General features: G+C 38.2%; 19 protein-coding genes. 11 read left to right on the forward strand and 8 right to left on the reverse strand.

Annotated features, from left to right (window positions below; translation table 11 throughout):
* The first annotated feature begins 42 nt into the window (after nucleotides 1-42).
* Nucleotides 43-1,239 carry a pyridoxal phosphate-dependent aminotransferase gene (locus tag OQX63_RS13025; protein WP_265851302.1) on the forward strand — a complete coding sequence of 399 codons (1,197 nt, stop codon included), beginning with the start codon at nucleotides 43-45 and terminating at the stop codon, nucleotides 1,237-1,239.
* Nucleotides 1,240-1,744: 505 nt separating this feature from the next.
* Here OQX63_RS13025 and OQX63_RS13030 read toward each other — a convergent pair.
* The gene (locus OQX63_RS13030; RefSeq protein WP_265851303.1) at nucleotides 1,745-2,989 is read right to left on the reverse strand and encodes an ABC transporter permease; all 1,245 of its coding nucleotides are present in this window, start codon (nucleotides 2,987-2,989) and stop codon (nucleotides 1,745-1,747) included.
* Nucleotides 2,990-3,190: 201 nt separating this feature from the next.
* Here OQX63_RS13030 and queA point away from each other — a divergent pair, with 201 nt between their 5' ends.
* On the forward strand, nucleotides 3,191-4,240 hold the full coding sequence (gene queA / locus OQX63_RS13035; protein WP_090496630.1) for a tRNA preQ1(34) S-adenosylmethionine ribosyltransferase-isomerase QueA: 1,050 nt from the start codon (nucleotides 3,191-3,193) through the stop codon (nucleotides 4,238-4,240).
* Nucleotides 4,241-4,298: 58 nt separating this feature from the next.
* Nucleotides 4,299-4,964: a 2-C-methyl-D-erythritol 4-phosphate cytidylyltransferase gene (locus OQX63_RS13040; protein ID WP_265851304.1), complete on the forward strand. Its 666-nt coding sequence runs from the start codon at nucleotides 4,299-4,301 to the stop codon at nucleotides 4,962-4,964.
* Between the two features lie 276 nt (nucleotides 4,965-5,240).
* On the opposite strand, the gene OQX63_RS13045 is transcribed toward OQX63_RS13040, so the two are convergent.
* The 6 genes from OQX63_RS13045 to OQX63_RS13070 all read right to left on the reverse strand — a co-directional run bounded on the left by OQX63_RS13045 (nucleotide 5,241) and on the right by OQX63_RS13070 (nucleotide 8,403).
* Nucleotides 5,241-5,399 carry a lmo0937 family membrane protein gene (locus OQX63_RS13045; RefSeq protein ID WP_138823867.1) on the reverse strand — a complete coding sequence of 53 codons (159 nt, stop codon included), beginning with the start codon at nucleotides 5,397-5,399 and terminating at the stop codon, nucleotides 5,241-5,243.
* Between the two features lie 172 nt (nucleotides 5,400-5,571).
* Nucleotides 5,572-5,793 carry a DUF2795 domain-containing protein gene (locus OQX63_RS13050; protein WP_010603503.1) on the reverse strand — a complete coding sequence of 74 codons (222 nt, stop codon included), beginning with the start codon at nucleotides 5,791-5,793 and terminating at the stop codon, nucleotides 5,572-5,574.
* 84 nt (nucleotides 5,794-5,877) lie between these two features.
* Nucleotides 5,878-6,426 (reverse strand): cob(I)yrinic acid a,c-diamide adenosyltransferase, encoded by a 549-nt coding sequence (locus tag OQX63_RS13055; RefSeq protein WP_265851305.1) that lies wholly within the window; start codon nucleotides 6,424-6,426, stop codon nucleotides 5,878-5,880.
* A 72-nt stretch (nucleotides 6,427-6,498) separates the two neighbouring features.
* On the reverse strand, nucleotides 6,499-7,257 hold the full coding sequence (locus OQX63_RS13060; RefSeq protein ID WP_265851306.1) for an ABC transporter ATP-binding protein: 759 nt from the start codon (nucleotides 7,255-7,257) through the stop codon (nucleotides 6,499-6,501).
* Between the two features lie 127 nt (nucleotides 7,258-7,384).
* Nucleotides 7,385-7,675 carry an Asp-tRNA(Asn)/Glu-tRNA(Gln) amidotransferase subunit GatC gene (gene gatC, locus OQX63_RS13065; protein WP_265851307.1) on the reverse strand — a complete coding sequence of 97 codons (291 nt, stop codon included), beginning with the start codon at nucleotides 7,673-7,675 and terminating at the stop codon, nucleotides 7,385-7,387.
* A gap of 2 nt (nucleotides 7,676-7,677) precedes the next feature.
* On the reverse strand, nucleotides 7,678-8,403 hold the full coding sequence (locus OQX63_RS13070; protein ID WP_265851308.1) for a lysophospholipid acyltransferase family protein: 726 nt from the start codon (nucleotides 8,401-8,403) through the stop codon (nucleotides 7,678-7,680).
* Between the two features lie 606 nt (nucleotides 8,404-9,009).
* Here OQX63_RS13070 and trpS point away from each other — a divergent pair.
* The 4 genes from trpS (at nucleotide 9,010) to kdsB (ending at nucleotide 11,743) form a co-directional block, all read left to right on the forward strand.
* Nucleotides 9,010-10,008: a tryptophan--tRNA ligase gene (trpS, locus tag OQX63_RS13075; protein ID WP_265851309.1), complete on the forward strand. Its 999-nt coding sequence runs from the start codon at nucleotides 9,010-9,012 to the stop codon at nucleotides 10,006-10,008.
* 77 nt (nucleotides 10,009-10,085) lie between these two features.
* Nucleotides 10,086-10,700 (forward strand): deoxynucleoside kinase, encoded by a 615-nt coding sequence (locus OQX63_RS13080; protein ID WP_090500686.1) that lies wholly within the window; start codon nucleotides 10,086-10,088, stop codon nucleotides 10,698-10,700.
* 63 nt (nucleotides 10,701-10,763) lie between these two features.
* The gene (locus tag OQX63_RS23380; protein WP_265851310.1) at nucleotides 10,764-10,967 is read left to right on the forward strand and encodes a DUF5808 domain-containing protein; all 204 of its coding nucleotides are present in this window, start codon (nucleotides 10,764-10,766) and stop codon (nucleotides 10,965-10,967) included.
* Nucleotides 10,964-11,743 carry a 3-deoxy-manno-octulosonate cytidylyltransferase gene (gene kdsB / locus OQX63_RS13090; protein WP_265851311.1) on the forward strand — a complete coding sequence of 260 codons (780 nt, stop codon included), beginning with the start codon at nucleotides 10,964-10,966 and terminating at the stop codon, nucleotides 11,741-11,743. Before OQX63_RS23380 ends, kdsB begins: the two co-directional genes overlap by 4 nt.
* Nucleotides 11,744-11,879: 136 nt before the next feature.
* Here kdsB and OQX63_RS13095 read toward each other — a convergent pair whose 3' ends face one another.
* Nucleotides 11,880-12,833 carry a bifunctional helix-turn-helix transcriptional regulator/GNAT family N-acetyltransferase gene (locus OQX63_RS13095; protein WP_265851312.1) on the reverse strand — a complete coding sequence of 318 codons (954 nt, stop codon included), beginning with the start codon at nucleotides 12,831-12,833 and terminating at the stop codon, nucleotides 11,880-11,882.
* A gap of 322 nt (nucleotides 12,834-13,155) precedes the next feature.
* On the opposite strand from OQX63_RS13095, the gene OQX63_RS13100 reads away from it, so the two are divergent.
* The 4 genes from OQX63_RS13100 to OQX63_RS13115 all read left to right on the forward strand — a co-directional run bounded on the left by OQX63_RS13100 (nucleotide 13,156) and on the right by OQX63_RS13115 (nucleotide 17,873).
* Entirely contained in the window at nucleotides 13,156-13,698 is a 543-nt protein-coding gene (locus OQX63_RS13100) for a hypothetical protein (protein ID WP_265851313.1), read from the forward strand.
* Nucleotides 13,699-13,722: 24 nt separating this feature from the next.
* Entirely contained in the window at nucleotides 13,723-14,199 is a 477-nt protein-coding gene (locus tag OQX63_RS13105; RefSeq protein WP_265851314.1) for a DUF1572 domain-containing protein, read from the forward strand.
* A gap of 139 nt (nucleotides 14,200-14,338) precedes the next feature.
* Nucleotides 14,339-17,113: an outer membrane beta-barrel protein gene (locus tag OQX63_RS13110; protein ID WP_265851315.1), complete on the forward strand. Its 2,775-nt coding sequence runs from the start codon at nucleotides 14,339-14,341 to the stop codon at nucleotides 17,111-17,113.
* Entirely contained in the window at nucleotides 17,100-17,873 is a 774-nt protein-coding gene (locus OQX63_RS13115) for a GLPGLI family protein (protein WP_265851316.1), read from the forward strand. The genes OQX63_RS13110 and OQX63_RS13115 overlap by 14 nt, the downstream gene beginning before the upstream one ends.
* Nucleotides 17,874-17,920 lie beyond the last annotated feature (47 nt).

Genomic DNA, 17,920 nt, shown 5'->3' on the forward strand with positions numbered 1-17,920 from the left:
AATAATATTTGGTTTATATATTTGCGCTCAAAGTAATTAACCATGAGCACCTTATCTAAAAGAATCAACAGTCTATCAGAATCTGCAACCCTTAAAATGACCAAACTTGGCCGCGAATTAGCGTCAAAGGGCATTAATATAATCAGTTTAAGTGTTGGTGAACCCGATTTTAATACACCCGATCATGTAAAAAATGCTGCTAAACAAGCATTAGACGACAATTACACCCGTTATTCGCCAGTTCCGGGTTATCCAGACCTGCGCCAGGCTATTGTAAACAAGCTAAAGACAGAAAACAACCTGGATTACGATATTTCACAGATCGTTGTTTCAACAGGTGCAAAACAATCTTTATCAAATGTTATCTTAACCTTGATCGATCCGGAGGATGAAGTAATTATACCGACACCTTACTGGGTTTCTTATTCGGAGATGGTTACCCTGGCAGAAGGAAAATCTGTTTTTATCGATACAGATATAGAAAGTAATTTCAAAATTACACCTGGGCAATTAGAGGCAGCCATTACCCCGAAATCGAAATTATTTATGTTTTCTTCGCCATGTAACCCAACAGGTTCGGTTTATAGTAAAGAAGAACTGGCTGCTTTAGTAGAGGTTTTCGAAAAACACCCTAATATCTACATTCTTTCTGATGAGATTTACGAGCACATCAACTTCGTTGATAAACATGAATCTATTGCACAATTCGACAGCATTAAAGATCGCGTAATCATTGTTAACGGTTTCTCTAAAGCTTTTGCTATGACGGGTTGGAGACTAGGATATATCGCTGCTAATAAAGAAATTGCAGCCGCTAACGATAAATTGCAGGGACAAACTACTTCTGGTACATGTTCTATTGCGCAAAGAGCTGGAATTGTGGCTTACGAGCAAGGTTTGGCTAGTGTTTTAAAAATGAAAGAAGCATTTTTACGTCGCAGAGAATTGGTTTACAACCTTTTAAATGAAATCCCAGGTGTAAAAACAAATCTTCCAGACGGGGCTTTTTACTTTTTCCCTGAAATCAGCTCTTTCTTTGGTAAAAAAGATGCCGACGGAAATGTGATTAAAGATTCCTCAGACCTGGCTTTGTATTTATTAAATGTAGGGCACGTAGCAACTGTAGGCGGCGATTCGTTTGGTAACAATAACTACATCCGTTTATCTTATGCAGCATCTGACGAAAGTTTGGTTGAAGCATTAAGAAGAATTAAAGAAGCTTTAGGCAAATTAGCCTAATCAGTTTTAAGCTGGCTTTTTTCAGTTAACTTCATATAAACAGAAACCCCTCTTTAATTAAAATTTAGCGAGGGGTTTTATTTTCTTCGTATCAGCTTTATAGCACAGTCGTCGCCCTGAATTTATTTCAGGGTCTTTATTACAGTTTCATGATTTGAAAATGAAAGCAAGCATTTCATCGCGGGCTTTAGTCCTTCTTTCCGTTACTGGTCCTCGCTCGTAGTCTCGCTGTGGGCTATCCACTGCAATAAGGTTTATGAACCAAGGACAGTGCAAAGCAAACTAAAAACTGCCAACTGTATACCCTGGTAGTTGGTATCACATCGACCACATACAGCATCTTTATTTTATTTGGAAATGAACGCCATCATTTCATCGGGAACAGTAGTCCTTCTTTCCGTTACTAGTCCTCGCTCGTGGCCTCGCTGTGGGCTATCCACTACAATAAGGTTTATGAACTGAGGGCAGTGCAAAGCAAACTGCCAAATGATTACCGCAAGCTGAATTAACTTCTAATCGCCTCAACAGGGTCTAACCTCGAAGCCGAATAAGCTGGCCAAAAACCAGAGATAGTACCGATAATAATGGATATTCCAATACCTAAAGCAATATTATTCAGGCCCAATATAATATGAAAGTCTGTGGCTGCCCCAATGGCCAGAGCGAGCAGAAAGACGAGTAATAGCCCTAGTAAACCACCTAAAATGCAAAGTGAGATAGATTCGAAAATAAATTGAAGCAATATAAAATAGTTTTTTGCACCTAACGATTTCTGGATACCAATAATATTGGTCCGTTCCTTAACCGATACAAACATGATATTGGCAATACTAAAACCGCCAACTAAAATAGAGAATCCACCAATAACCCAACCGGCAATATTTACCATCTTAAACATCGAGTCTAACTGGTTAGAAATAATGGTGGTTTTATTTAGCGCAAAATCTTCTTCCTTGCCAGGCTTAATTCTATGGATGGAGCGCATTAACCCTTTCAATTCGCTTTCAACTTCTTCTAAACTCACATCATCCTTACCACGAACGGTAATTTGTGGTCCATAACGTTCATTTTGGATATCTAAAACACCTTTTGCAAAAGCAATTGGAATATTTACATTTTTATCAAGAGAAGTACCCAACATATCTTCCCCTTCTTTTTTAAAAACACCAATCACCGTTAACCTTCTCCCTAAAATCTGTACCTGTTTACCTACTGCTGCATCACCATTAAAAAGTCCATCGGCTACATCAGAACCTAAAATACAAACAGGAGATCCGTTTTTACTTTCATTTTCAGTAAAATAACGCCCATCCTCAAGTTCGAAATTCCAGGTCTTATTAAAATCATGCGATGCCGCCCAAACCGAAATTCCTTCAACCGAGTTACTTCTATATTTGATAACCCTATCGCTAGCCGATATCTCGAATGTAACGCCCTGAGCATTTTTAATTCGCTCGCGGAGCGCTTCGAAATCCCGCAACGAAGGCTGAGGGCGGTTCATATATTTCCACCAGGGATAATTATCACCAAAACTCCAGGGCCATTTTTGAATATAAATGGTATTTGAGCCAAGTTTATCTACACTGGCCTGCAATTTACCGCGAAAAGTATCTACCGCAGAAAACACAGCTATAATGGTAAAAATACCAATTGTTATAGCCAGAAGCGACAACATGGTGCGTAATTTATTCTGGCGCAACGCATCAAATGCAAATCGGAAACTCTCGCCTATCAGCCTAAAGATTATCATAATTAAAGGTTAGATGCAAAGCCTTTGAAAAGGTTACAGTTTATCTTCAAAACTAGTTAATTTAATATCTATTCATGCATCAGTAGTACTGTATAATTTGATTTAAAATGATCAAAACATAATGTACACAAATTGCGTTTGATAAAATACGGAAAAGAAAAATTAAATTCGTATTTTTGCACCTCAAAAAATTCATCAAGAATGAAATTATCACAATTCAAATTCAACTTACCAGAATCGTTAGTAGCCAACAATCCGGCAGAACAACGCGACGAAGCTCGCCTAATGGTTTTACACAAAGACAGCGGTAAAATTGAACATAAAATTTTCAAAGACGTTTTAGGTTATTTCGATGACAAAGACGTAATGATATTAAACAATACCAAGGTTTTTCCTGCACGTTTATATGGTAATAAAGAAAAAACCGGTGCAACTATCGAGGTTTTCCTATTACGTGAATTAAATAAGGAACTACGTTTGTGGGATGTACTGGTAGATCCGGCACGTAAAATCCGCGTAGGTAATAAATTATACTTTGGCGACGACGATTTACTGGTTGCCGAGGTTGTAGATAACACTACATCACGTGGTCGTACTATCCGTTTCTTGTTTGAAGGTACAGATGAAGAATTCAGAAAAAATGTTGAAATTTTAGGTGAAACTCCTCTTCCTAAGTACATTAAACGTAAAGCTACCGCCGAAGATAAGGAACGTTATCAAACTATTTTCGCTAAACATGAGGGTGCAGTAGCAGCTCCAACTGCCGGTTTACACTTCAGTCGCGAACTAATGAAACGTCTTGAACTTAAAGGTGTAGAATTTGCAGAAGTAACATTACACGTAGGTTTAGGCACTTTCAGAACAGTTGAGGTTGAAGACTTAACCAAACACAAAATGGATTCTGAGCAGTTTATCATCGAACCAAAAGATGCGGGCATTGTAAATAAAGCTATAGAAGAAAAAAGAAAAATCTGTGCCGTAGGAACTACGTCAATGCGCGCTATCGAATCGGCTGTTTCTGCTAACAGAACATTAAAAGCGGCTAACGACTGGACCAGCAAGTTTATCTTCCCTCCTTACGACTTCAGCATTGCAAATTCTATGATTACCAATTTCCACACGCCAGAATCTACTTTATTGATGATGGTAAGTGCATTTGGCGGATATGAAAATGTAATGAACGCATATGAAGTTGCAGTAAAAGAAAAATACAAATTTTACAGCTATGGCGATGCCATGCTAATTATATAAGTTTTGCGGTTGGCGTTTGGCGGTTTAGCGCTAAACGCCATGCCCTAAACGCACAACCATGAAATACTACGCTATAATTGTAGCAGGCGGTTCTGGAAATCGGATGCAAACAGAAACCCCAAAACAATTTCTATTGCTTAAAAACCTTCCGGTTTTAATGCACACCATAAAAGCTTTTGCAGCAAGCGATACACAACCCAAAATTTTATTGGTTTTAAATAAAGATCAACAGGCTTACTGGGCCAGGTTATGTAAAGAATTTAATTTCCATATCCCACACCAGGTTATTGATGGTGGTACAGAACGTTTTCATTCGGTTAAAAATGCAGTCTATACGATTGAAGAAGATAGTTATGTTGCCATACACGATGCCGTTCGTCCGCTGGTTTCGAAAACACTGATTGATAGCTGTTTTACTGAAGCCGCCAAACAGGGAAATGTTATTGCAGCGGTACAATCCAGCGATAGTGTTCGTTTGCTTAAAAACAGCAAAACATCGGCTTTAAAACGCGATGAAATCTATCTGGTGCAGACCCCACAAACTTTTAACCTTAACATCCTTAAAGAAGCTTACAAACAGGAATTCAGCCCCTATTTCACAGATGATGCAAGTGTTGTAGAATCTATCGGGTATGAGATCAATATCATTGAAGGAGAAAGAGCTAATATTAAAATTACCTACCCTATTGATCTCGAGCTGGCGGAATTGTTATTAAAAAATTAAAAGCTTGATTCTGAAATTATAAGTTCTTGCTGACTCGATCTAGATTAACAACATTTCTTAAATATCCAGGAGATATTTTTTAACTCACTGTTATAAGCTAATCTTTCCATTAGCGGCAAGCTATTGTCGTACGCCAAGCTTTAAGAGCACTTACCGAAAGTAATTATATCAGCATTGATATTAAAAAAGGAATTCCAAAAATGGAACTCCTTTTTTAATTCATCTATTCAAAGTAATTCCTACTTCTAAAAGAATGAATGTCGGTGCGATATATTTTTACGCTGCCCTGCCAATTACTTTTAATAAGATGGCAATTACTGCGATTACCAATAATACGTGGATTATATTACCAACATCGCCGAAGCCGTGAAATACAAATCCGATCACCCATAGTATTACCAATACCACTGCGACTAAGTACAATAAATTTCCCATAGTGTTAATTTTTTTTTAAGTAATGTTACATTTTTGCATTATTAACACACGGCTTTTAGATTTTGTTTAGAAAATGTAAAGATTTCGCTTATCTTACTGATTTACATCATTAAAATAAATAAACAAAAAAACCTTCCAGTATTATTGAAAGGTTTTTTATCTGTTTTAAGTTCTAGTACTCGTCCTCGTTAAAGAAGAAGTCTTCTTTGGTTGGGTAATCTGGCCAAATTTCCTCAATGGTTTCATAAGGTTCGCCATCATCTTCCAATGCCTGTAGGTTTTCTATAACTTCTACCGGGGCACCAGAACGGATACCGTAATCAATTAATTCGTCTTTAGTTGCAGGCCATGGTGCGTCTTCCAGGTGCGATGCTAGTTCTAATGTCCAATACATATCGTCAATTCAATTAAATTCCTGTTCTTATTATTGCGCAAAGTATATTAAAATTTTTGAGCAAAACAAACTTATTTTTCCACTTTATACCCTCGGAATCCAAATGTTTTCTTCCGCATTAAAATATACGGTCAGTTTTCGTGCCAAAACGAATAAATAATCGCTTAAGCGATTCAAATACATGGTTACACGTTCATCTACAAAGCTATTTTCTGCAAGCGCTACTGTCAAACGTTCAGCTCTTCTGCAAACGCAGCGTGCAATATGGCAGTATGAAATGACGGTGTTTCCGCCAGGTAAAACAAAATGTTTCAAAGCAGGCAGCTTTTCGTTCATTAAATCCATTTCCTTTTCCAATAAGGTAATGTCAGCATCATGCAGATCGGGAATCTTCATTTTAGATGTATCAGGGTCTGCCGCCAGTGATGCACCAATGGTAAATAACCTGTCCTGAATTTCTTTTAGCAATTTTTGGTCCTGCGCCTCAATATCCTGACACATAATTAAACCAATGTGCGAATTTAATTCGTCAACAGTACCGTAGGTTTCGATACGTAAATGATATTTAGGTACGCGGGTACCACCTATCAAAGAGGTTTGGCCCTTATCGCCTGTTTTAGTGTAAATTTTCATTTAAAAAGGTTTAGGGTGTAGGGTTGAAGGTTGAGGGTAAAACCTTACGCCATAAACCTTTTACCTTACACCTCAATTAATTTTCTCCCAATCGCTGCCAGTCTCTTTCAATGCCTGCAAACGGGGAGATACATTTTTTATATCTGTATTTAAATAATCATTTTCAATCAAACCATCACGCATCCTTACAATGCGGTGGGCATGTTGCGCAATATCTTCCTCATGCGTAACCAGAATGATGGTATTGCCTTTACTATGAATTTCTTCTAACAAACCCATAATTTCTATTGAAGTTTTGGTATCTAAGTTACCGGTTGGCTCATCGGCTAAGATAATAGAAGGATTATTGATCAAAGCCCGGGCTACAGCTACCCGTTGGCGCTGACCACCTGATAGTTCATTGGGCTTATGGTCCATACGGTTGCCCAAACCTACATTTTCAAGTGCTTTGGCTGCCCTTGTATCCCTATCTTTTTTACTTGTTCCGGCGTAAATTAAAGGTAAAGCAACATTATCCAATGATGTAGAACGTGGCAATAAATTAAAAGTTTGAAAAACAAAACCAATTTCTTTATTACGAACTTCGGCTAGTGCATCATCACTCATCTGGCTCACATTTGTTCCATTTAAAATATATGTGCCGCTTGATGGTGTATCCAGGCAGCCTAAAATATTCATCAGGGTTGATTTACCAGAACCAGAAGGCCCCATCAATGCTACAAATTCGCCTTTATTGATATCTAAAGAAACTGATTTTAAAGCGTGAATCACTTCAGATCCAATAACATATTTGCGGCCAATTTCCTTTATAGTGATGAGTGGTTTCTCCATGTTTTTTCTTTTTTAGACAATCGAAGCAGGTAAGATGTTACAGCAGGATTAAAAATTAAGCATACCTGTTAATCTTAAAGATGCTGCATTAATTCGGAAGCTATCGGATCAGCATTATCATACAGCTTTATTTTTCAATAATTTTCGGTACCATAAAAAATTGGTCAGTATGCTTTGCCGCATTTTTTAAACCATCAGCGGTCGTTATTTCCTGATTAACTACATCTTCTCTCCAAACATTTGTCGATTCATTCATATAAACCAAAGGTTTTACGTTTGAAGTATCCAGTTCGTTCAACTTTTCCATGAAAGATAAAATTTTATTCATTTCAGGGATGAGGATATCTACCTGCTTTTCATCAATATGAATTCGGGCCAGATCGGCAATTTTATGGATGGTTTTTGCGTCTAAATTCATATCTATATCAACTTGCTTTCAATCAATTTGTAAACCTTTTCTTTTAAACCATCAGCTTCAACATCGGCCAAAACTGAAGTATTTATAGGTTTGTGGACGTAAATATCGCAAATTCCTGGCTTACTTCCATATTTTGCGCCATCATCCCAATTAATTCTCCAAACATCGATGATACTTACGGACACCAAAGGGATATTTTTATCAATGGCCAAACGAAACGGTCCATTTTTAAATTCGCCCAACTTCGGTGGATAATGATCATCAATTTTACCCTCCGGAAAAATGATCAGACTCATTCCTTTCTCCAAGTTCTCTCCAGCTTTTTTAAATGCTTTAAAAGCAGAAATCTTACTGTCGCGGTTCACAGAAATATCGATGGTTTTAAAAAAAATGCCCAATACAGGATTATTCAATAACTCGTCTTTTCCCATAAAGTGAAATTTACCATGACCCAAAATGCAAAAAATCATGATATCCAGGTTAGAAGTATGATTAGCACAATAGATATAAGTTTGCTTGTGATCGAGTTTTTCTTCATATTGATAACGAAAAAAAACACCTGAAAAAAGACTACATAAAAAGCTGTTGGCCTTTCTAAAAAAATTCAGCATACTATAATACTTTTCATTACGGGAGGTAACGTAATATAAAGGATAAAACAGCGCGAAAAAAAACAGTATCCAGAATAGAAACCATATCCGGTGTACTTGCCTTAGAAAGTTGATCATAGCTATACCAAAAATATAAAATTGTTTGAAATTCCAAACTAAAGTTATCAGTTGGCAATTTTTAGTTGGCAGTTACAACGATCTTCGTTCATAGACCTTTGTTAATAAACCTTATTGCAGTGAAAAGCCTGCAAGCGAGGCACGAGCCAGGACTTGTAACGGAAAGAAGGACTGAGAACTACAATGAAATACTGGCTTTCATTTCCAAATGAATAGAGAAATATCACTTTTTTGTAGGTGCGACACCAATCACTAGAATAGAATAATTGCTTTTTTCTCGCAAAAACCGTTGTTAATAAACCTTATTAAAATGAAAAGCCCGTAAACCCGATTTTTCATCGGGTGCGGACTTGTAATGGAAAGAAGGACTGAAGTTTCCGATGAAAAGCTCCCTTTCATTTTCAAATCTATTAAATACTATCCTTGTAGTCGCTGATACACTAACCACTAATGGAACACAGATCTTTCCACTACACTGCGCTACAGTTGAGAGGAAGATGGCATAATGGGAACTAATGACCAGACAAGGCCTTCAGAAAAATTCTTAGCATGAAAATTAAACCGATTGCTGGATTGCTTGCATTTTATTTTTAATTTCGTGGCATTATGAAAGAAACAGTGGTGAGCGGAATCCGCTCAACAGGAAAATTACATTTGGGTAATTATTATGGCGCAGTTAAAAACTTTGTTCAAATGCAGAACGACTATAACTGTTACTTTTTTATCGCCGATTTACATTCTTTAACTACACACCCTACCCCGGCCGATTTGCACGGAAACATTAAACATGTTTTGGTTGAATATCTGGCCAGCGGAATAGATCCGGAGAATAGCACTATTTATATACAAAGTGATGTACCTGAAGTTGCAGAGCTATACTTATACCTAAACATGAATGCCTACATGGGTGAATTAGAGCGCAGTACTTCTTTTAAAGATAAAGTACGTGCCAACCCTGATAACGTAAATGCGGGTTTATTAACCTATCCGGTATTAATGGCTGCTGATATTTTAATCCACAAGGCTACCAAAGTACCTGTTGGAAAAGACCAGGAGCAGCATTTAGAAATGGCCCGTACTTTTGGAAATCGTTTTAACAGATTATATCATACAGAGTATTTCCCTGAGCCCTATGCTTTTAGCTATACGGATAAATTGGTTAAAGTGCCAGGCTTAGACGGCAAAGGTAAAATGGGCAAATCAGAGGGCGAAGCTAATGCTGTTTACCTGTCTGATGATCCTGAAACTATTCGTAAAAAAGTGATGAGAGCGGTTAGTGACGGTGGTCCGACGGAAGAAAATCAACCAAAACCCGAAGCAATCCAGAATCTTTTCGATTTAATGAAGGTGGTCTCAAGTGTAGATACGCATCAGCATTTTGATGATCTGTACAATAAAATGCAAATCCGTTATGGTGATTTCAAAAAACAACTGGCAGAAGATATGATTATTGCAACTGCACCTATGCGTGAGCGTATCCAGGACATTGCCAAAGATGATGCATATTTAAGGCAAGTGGCTAAACATGGTGCTTTAAAGGCTCGTGAAAGTGCACAAAAAACGATCAGAGAGGTTCGTAGTTTAATCGGGTTTAAAAGTTTTTAATTAATATTGTGATAAGCGCTTTGCGTTTGGCGGAAAAACGCCCATCGCAGCACGCTCACCGCAAAACGCAAAAAAAGATGCACATAGCAATTGTAGGAAATATAGGTGCCGGTAAAACTACCTTAACAGGCTTGTTGGCCAAGAATTATGGATGGGAAGCTTTGTATGAGGCTGTGGACAATAATCCTTACCTGGAAGATTTTTATAGCGACATGAAACGCTGGAGCTTCAATCTCCAGATTTATTTCCTGAACAGCCGTTTTCAGCAAATTACTGATATTGAAGTAAATAAACGGAATGTAATTCAGGATAGAACCATTTATGAGGATGCACATATCTTTGCGGAAAACCTTCATGATATGGCTTTAATGACTACCCGGGATCATGATAATTACCGGGCTATCTTCGATAACATTACTTCTTTCATTAAACCACCCGATTTATTGGTTTACCTGCGTGCATCGGTGCCAACCCTGGTTAATAATATCCAACGCCGTGGCCGTGAGTACGAAGCCGGGATCCGCATCGATTATCTTTCTAAACTGAACGAAAAATACGAAGCCTGGATTAAAGGATATAAACTCGGAAAATTATTAATTTTAGATAAGGATAAACTAGATTTCACCAATAACCCTGAAGATTTAGGTACAGTCATCCAGTCTATAGAGGCAGAGATTAACGGGCTGTTTTAATCCTCAGCCCTCAAAGGGGAGTTGAATTGATGATTAACGGTTTAACTATTTAATGCAATAACTATGGAAAAAGATTTCGGGCACGAAAATCCGGAAAATTGGAAATGGGATACTTTTTATTTCAACAAAAAAGATTCCAGACTAATTGTCCCTAAACGCCTAAAATTGCTGGGATGGACACTTAATTTTGCCCATCCAATTTCCTACCTTATCATCGCATCCATATTTGTATTTGTTTTTTATCAGTGCTATCGCAACAATGTATGATCGATAAAAATTTAAAGTCTTCTCCTGATGATCTACGAGTTATCGGAATTATTCCTGCCCGTTATGCCTCTACCCGCTTTCCGGGGAAACCTTTGGTTGATATTGCTGGAAAAACAATGATTCAGCGCGTATATGAGCAGGCTTCGAAAGCGAAAAGTTTATCGAAAGTGGTTGTTGCTACAGACGATGAGCGGATTGCCGATGAAGTGACAAGATTTGGTGGTGAATTTGCTTATACTGCTGCTCACCACCAAAGCGGAACCGATAGATGTGCTGAGGTTATTGAAACATTAACAGGATACGATATTGTGATCAACATACAGGGAGATGAACCATTTATCGAACCTGCACAGATTGAATTGTTGGCCAGCTGCTTTACTGAAGAAAAAGTACAATTGGCAACATTAATCAAATCTATCCAAAGCCAGGAAAGCATTTACAATCCAAACAGCCCAAAAGTGGTGATTGATGTAAACGGCCGTGCCATGTATTTTAGCCGCAGTCCGATTCCTTTTATCAGAAATGGCGAACCGGGTGTATGGGCAGAAAAACACCAGTTTTATCAACATATTGGTATTTACGGTTACCGCACAGAAGCCTTAAAAGCCATAACTAAATTACCGCCTTCGTCTTTAGAAGTTGCCGAAAGTCTGGAACAATTACGCTGGATTGAAAACGGATTTTATATCCAAACCAAAGTAACTGATTTAGAAACAGTTGCTATAGATACACCAGAGGATTTATTGAAGTTAAATAACTTATTGGAGGCGGAATGAGTTTATCAATTCCGTCATGCTGAATTTATTTTACAAGTAGCGCTAGCGTTTTCAATTGCCTTGTAGCTACTGCGTGGTCAGCATCTTTTATGGATAAAGACCCTGAAATAAATTAAGGGTGACGTATAGAATGAAACTAATTCAAGGTAAGTTCCATCTGTATATTGCAGCGTTCATATGGCGTAGGCTTACCTGCCACTTTCTGGAATCCTAGCTTATGGTAAAGATTAATGGCCGGTTTTAAAATGGTATTGCTTTCCAGGTAAATTTTAGATGCACCTAACGATTTTGCTTTTTCAATAATTGCATTTGCCAACAAAAATCCTACGTTTTTTCCCTGAGCCTTTGGCGATACCGCCATTTTGGCTAATTCAAAATCATATTCGCCATCATTCATCTTAATTAGTGCGCAAACGCCTAAAGGCTCACCTTCATAAAGTGCAACCAATATAAAACCTCCTTTATCTAAAATATAACCCTGAGGATCATCCAAAGCTTTGTAATCAGATTCTTCCATTGTAAAATATTTCGAAATCCACTCTACATTTAACGACCTGAATACTTCCTGATATTTCGGAAGATAATCTACAATTTCAACCTTTAAGCTATCTCTTTCTTTTTTCTTTTTTATTACCCTTCTCAATAAGGTTTTTTGCTCCAGTAAAAATTCCCACTCTCCTATTGCCTCCCAAAGTTTATGCTGCGCTTGTGCCGAAATCTCTTCAATGGCAGCGTTTACATCAATAAGCTGATCTTTTATTTCTTCTGAAATTTGTATTCCTTTTTTAGAAAGGCTTACTACATTTCTACGCCCATCCGCTTTGTCTTTACTTTCTTTAACATAACCTTTTTTCAACATCTCGCTGATGATTTTACTGACTGAGGGGTGAGAATGGCCAATGGCTTTAGCAAGTTCCGTAATCGTTTTTTCTTGCTCCTTGGCCAAAGCATAAAATACAGGAAACCATTTGGGTTGCATATCGATATTATACAACTTATAAATCTGCGCTGCATCCTCTGTCACTTTATCTGTTAACATTCTCAACCTGCTTCCGATAGCTACTTTGCCTGTTTGTTCAAAAAAATCCATAAAAACATCAATTACGTAATCAGTTACGCAAATATAATAATATTGTTAATATTTATCGCAAATTTTAATTACCTGATGCAAATATTAGATTATTTTTGTCTGGTTATGAAAAATAAAACGCTCATATTATATATTCGTTTTGTATGTACATTGTTGCTGTGCACAACACGATCCAGCTTATGATTAAGACTAACATGCTCAATTTAGCAGCTAAACTACCTGCAATAGCTGTGCTATGGATATCTATCAGTTATTCATTTTAAATTTAAAGGATATCATAAAATATGGGCATGACTAAAACATAAAATTTGTAGTTTTGGATATGAGAAATATACTGCTCTTTGTTGCCATCTGTTTATTAGCGCTTGTAGCTTGCAATTCGAAAGGCAAAAAGGAAAACAATGCGATTGAGTTTGAAAATGTTAACCAAAGTGTGGCCAAATCATTTTCTGATTTAAAAACACTAGATACCTTTAAAATAGAACTTACCGGCAGAAAACCAGAGGAGATGGTATTGAATTTTACAATTAAAAATGCAGGTGGAAAAGAAATATACAACACGAAAATTAAAGGCACTGAATTGTTGGGCAACACCGATCCAAATGTTGATCTTTCTAAAGAAAAAGACCAGATTATTTTTTTAAAAACCATTGCTGATGATTTTTTTAGCGACGATAATTTTTTAGAGCCTGCCGTAATGCCGGAAGATAAAGCCGATAAGTATACTCCAGACAAAGCGCTTTACGAAGAATTAAAAAAATCAGGTTTAAATGGCTTCAAATACCGTCTAGGAAAAGAGAACAACATTTACATTGCCTGGAGCGAAAAAGATCAGAAGGTGAAAATTTATTATAATTGTTGTTAATCAAAAATATTTAAAAGTTTAGCAATGAAAAAATCAGATTTTATTGCAAATCGCTTAAGAGAGATTTTTTTAAATGGCTATTGGATAGCCAATACCAACTATAGAGATCAGTTAAAAAGCATCAATTGGAAACAGGCTGTTCATCAGGTAGGGGATTTAAACACCATCGCAGCCCTAACCTATCATATCAATTATTATTTAGCCGGAATTTTAACTGTGTTTAATGGCGGTCTGCTGGAAATAAAAGATCAATATAGTTTTGATCTCCCTCCTATACACTCAGCAGCTGATTGGAATAAATTAGCTGCAGAATTATTTAATAATGCTTCAGTTTTTGCTATCGCTGTAGAAAATATGAAGGAAGAAAAATTTGACGAGGTATTTGTAAACGAAAAGTATGGCACTTACCTACGAAATATAGAAGCTGTAATTGAACACAGTTATTATCATTTAGGCCAGATTGTACTGATTAAAAAATTGATTTTGGCAACAGGGAAATAGAATGTCAAAACGCTGTGTACTAAGCTTGCTCTCCCCTTTTCGCCCTAAAAAAATATTTTGATATTTATTTTTAAACTAAAAAAATAGTTTTATATTAGAGCATTGAACCACGCAAATTATTTAACGTTCCTCAACATACATGCTCAAGCAACTTTTCTCGGTTTTTATTTTTTCATTACTATTTTTTCCGGCACTGGCACAAAAAGCAAGCATAAAGGGTGTTGTGGTTGATACCGTTGAGAAAAAAAAATTACAAAACAGCTCTATCCTGCTGATATCAAGCAAAGATTCCGTTTTAGTTAAAAATACGCGGGCCAGAGCCAATGGCGAATTCGAATTATCGGACTTAAAAAAAGGCAATTATACTTTAGTCATCACCTTCCCTAAAATGGCCGACTATATCAGAGATATCCGATTGGCAGATTCATCGAAATTTAATTTGGGGCTTATTGCAATGGATAGTAAAGCCACACTTTTGAATGAAGTGACAATTAAGGCACAAAAACAAGCCATCAGCATGAAAGGCGATACCATAACCTACCAGGCAGATAGTTTTGCAGTAAAACCACATGCCAACCTGCAGGATCTGTTAAGGCGGTTACCAGGAATCGAGGTTGATAAAAATGGCGCAATAAAAGCAGGAGGAAAAGATGTAAATACTTTATTGGTTGATGGCGAAGAATTTTTTGGCGACGATCCCCTGCTGGCTTCAAAATACCTGAAGGCCAATGCCGTGAACGAAGTAGAGGTGTATGATAAAAAGAGTAAAAGTGAAGAACTGACGGGTATTAAAGAGGAAGATTCCAAAGAAAAGGTGATCAACGTGAAGCTGAAGGAGAATGCAAAAAACGGCTACATCAGCACAACGGAAGCGAGCAGCGACCTGAACAAATACCGCAACTTGGGTGCCATGGCGGGAGTTTATAAGGGGAAGATGAAAGTGGCCGCTTTCGGTTTCAATAACAACATCAGTACCGAATCTAAAGCCAACAATGCCATGAGCCGCCTGAAGGGTGATGAATATGATGTGATTGAGGTTGGTGATGATGGCAGCACCGTCATGATCAGTTACGGCAATAACGAAGATGAAGATTTCAGAGCGGGGGGTGGAATCCCGAACATCACTACTTACGGAGGTCACTTCTCAAACAAATGGAAAGATAACAAGGTGGGTATGAAGCTGAATTTTAAAGGTGCTGATAACAGTTCTTTTAACGAAAGCACCAGTCGTAATGAATCGTTGATTCCAAATGGCACCACCTTTTTAAGCCAGAGCGCAGGCCGGGAGGAAAACCGTACGACCGGGCAAAGCCTGCGCGGCAGTGTAGATTTAAAGCTGGATTCGCTATCGACCCTGAAGATTTCTTTCGGTGGACGCCAGCAACGCAATTCAGCCAGCAGTTTCAGCAATAGCGAAACGAAAAACGGACGAGGTATTATGGTGAATAGTAACCACGAAAATGGCGATGCTAATGGTCAAAGTGATGCTTTTAACGGTAATATCGGCTATGTGAAGAAATTCAAAACCAAAGGGCGGATTTTAACGGTAGACCTGCAGCCGGAAAACAACCGGAATAATAACGAACGGAATAGCCTGAATCAGACTAATCTCTTTGATTCTACGGGTGTGGCGCTGACTCCCGACCGCCGGAATTACCTGAATGATGACCAGGCTAGTAAAACATCCCTGGCTTCGCGGATCTCTTATACCGAGCCCCTCAGCAAAAGACTTTCGTTACAGGCGGGATATAGTTTTAAAACGATTCGTTCCAGCAGTAAGCGCTATACGTATAACCAGGACCTGGGCGGACAAAAGATTGACTCGTTAAGTAACTTTTTCAAATTCAACAATTTCTCCAATGTGGGGAACGCAGTATTACAATATAAAGCTAAAAAATTTACGTTGCGGGGTGGAACTCAGGCCATTCAAACGACCTTCCACCTGGATGATATCGACCGTAACCGTCAGGTGAGCCGTTCGTATCTCAACTGGGCACCCGAAACGAGCCTGAGTTATAAGCTGGGCAGAAGCGGCAGTATTTCGGTAGGTTACAATGGCCGTACAGATCAGCCCGATATTGAGCAGCTGCAGCCTTTAAGACAGGTGAACAGTCCGCTATACCAGTTAATCGGTAACCCGAATCTGAGGCCATCATTCAACAACAACTTTAACCTGAACATCAATACTTACCAGCAGAAATCTGAAATTTATGCCTATAGCTACGCGGGATACAACTTCGTACAAAATGCGGTGTCGGCCAGTACAACCGTCGATCAATCTAACAAAACTGTGACCACCTTTGTCAACCTCAATGGTGGGAAAAGCCTTTATGCCGGAGGAAGTATCGGAAAAAGTTTCAGCAAGATCCACCTGAATACGAATATGGGTTTCAATTATAATTTTAATCAGGACGTTTCGATCCTGAATAAAGAATTGAATAAAACCAACCGGAGCAGCATGACCTTAAGGCCACGGGTGAGTATCTATCATGATAAGTTCAGCCTGGAGTACAACGTTTCGCTAAACTTTTCCCGAAGCCGTTCTACTATCGGTACGGTGAATGATGGTAAAAACTTCCGTCATGACCATGAGATTTCAGGAAACATCAATCTCCCCTATCATACAGAATTCAATACCTCCATGTCCCTGTCTTACCAGCCCGCCAATGCTTCATTTGCCCGCCCGGTAAACATTGCCATCTGGAACGCCTATCTGTCTAAAAGGATGCTTAAGGCCGAAGAAATGGAGATCAAGGTTTCAATTTCCGATATCCTGGGCCAAAGGGTTGGCTACAACCGTTATGTAAATGGGAACAGCATAGGCGAAAGTACTTACAGCTTTATTCCGAGATACGTGCTGGTAGGTGTGGTTTATAATTTAAACGGCAATTTTGTTAAAAATGAAAAGAAATAACATCAGATTTTTTTGCCTGATCTTCAGCATGTGCCTAGGCCTTCAGTTGGCTACCGCTCAAACGGTATTCATCAAAAGTGCTAAAATTATTTTTGAGAAAAAGGTGAACATTAAAGAGCAGCTAGCCAATAACCAATGGCTGAATGATGAGGCCAAAGAAAAAATGGGGAAATACCGCACCACGAACTGGGAATACAGTTTTAATGACAGCACCTCGGTTTACCGGGCTAAAGCAAAGGAAAGTTTAAGTGACAATGCCTTCTTCTTCAGCGCTGACAATACAGATGAGCTGTTTACAGATTTTGCGAAAAGCAACCGTATGAAAAGAAAAAGTATCATGGGTAATGATTTTATACTGAAGGATAGTATTCCGCGTCTAAAGTGGAAAATCACGCACGACCTGCGTAAAATTGCCGGTTACGAATGCAGAAAGGCTATCGCCATGATCAATGATACGGTTACTGTAGTCGCTTTTTATACTGATGAGATTTTATTGAAAGGTGGCCCTGAGGGCTTCACCGGTTTACCAGGAATGATATTGGGTTTAGCCATCCCGCGGTACAACACCACATGGTTTGCCACAAAGATAGAAGCAAAAAATGTCGACATTTTAAACATCACAGCGCCGGCAAAGGGAAAGCGGACTGATACGGAGAAAGATTTTAAAAAAATGATCGACCTTTATACGCGTTATGATGATAAAAAGAATCCCAGAAAGATAGCAGATATTAAAAAGGAGCTTTATTCATTATTTCTTTAACCGGCATTTTCGCTAAAAGATTCAATATCAGTGCAATAATACAATTA

It is taken from the genome of Pedobacter sp. PF22-3 (genome assembly GCF_026239555.1).
GTDB lineage: Bacteria > Bacteroidota > Bacteroidia > Sphingobacteriales > Sphingobacteriaceae > Pedobacter.